Origin of the sequence: Romboutsia sp. 13368 (genome assembly GCF_018336475.1) — a bacterium.
Lineage (GTDB): Bacteria > Bacillota > Clostridia > Peptostreptococcales > Peptostreptococcaceae > Romboutsia.
Window position 1 is genome coordinate 843,794 of record NZ_CP048741.1, and the last position, 883, is coordinate 844,676.

The following is an 883-nucleotide window of genomic DNA, read 5'->3' on the forward strand; positions in this document are numbered from 1 at the left end:
GATAATTTAAAAAGCATGTTTGTTACAATAGGGGAGGGTAAAGTAATGGAATCACAAATAGGATATTTTAAAACAAATATACAAGTATTAAAATTTGATAACATAAAAGAYACWGATAAAATAATATTCAATCACTACATAACTAAAAAAGTAAAYTACAACAACATGAATGGAAAWCTACCAAGAGGACAATTCTACATAAGCAATGGCACTGTTTCTAAGGATTTAAATATATCAATAGGAAAAGCAAAAAGACTTATAAAAAACTTTAAGGACTTAAATATAATACAATTAGTTCAATTAGGAAACGCTGATAACACACCATCAGTATATGAATACAGCAATAATATCGACCTAGGTCATAACCTAGGACATGACCTAGGTAGRGTTGTTAAAGAAGCTAGTAATAGCAATAATTYRTRCCTAWWWAACGAACATATATACGATACAGGTACGAGGTTAGAGAACTGCCACTCTAAAAAAGATAATATAAATAATAATAAAATAAATAATTGTGTAGTTGATTATTTAAACAAGAAAACTGGGAAGAGATTTAAAAAAACATCAGTAAAAACTAAGTGTCTTGTAAATGCAAGACTTAATGAAGGTTTTGATGAAGAAGACTTTTACAAGGTTATAGATATAAAGTCAAAACAGTGGTTATATACTGAAATGGAAAAATACTTAAGACCAGAAACTTTGTTTAGTAATAAGTTTGAANNNNACTTAAACGAAGAAGTTGATAAGAATGAGGATATAGAGGATTTAAAGGATATAAAACCATTTGATATAGAATTTGATTTTTAAATAAATTTTAATTAGGGGGAGTATATGGCACCATTAGAAGCTATAAATATTGAAAACTCAATACTTGGAAGTATTA

The 883-nt window shown here is 27.1% G+C and carries 1 protein-coding gene; it reads left to right on the top strand.

Annotation, left to right across the window (positions count from 1 at the left end; all coding sequences use genetic code 11):
• Window positions 1-165 precede the first annotated feature (165 nt).
• A complete protein-coding gene (locus G3997_RS03435) occupies window positions 166-807 on the top strand; it encodes a conserved phage C-terminal domain-containing protein (RefSeq protein WP_442971233.1) in 642 nt (213 codons plus the stop codon).
• The last annotated feature ends 76 nt before the right edge of the window (window positions 808-883 follow it).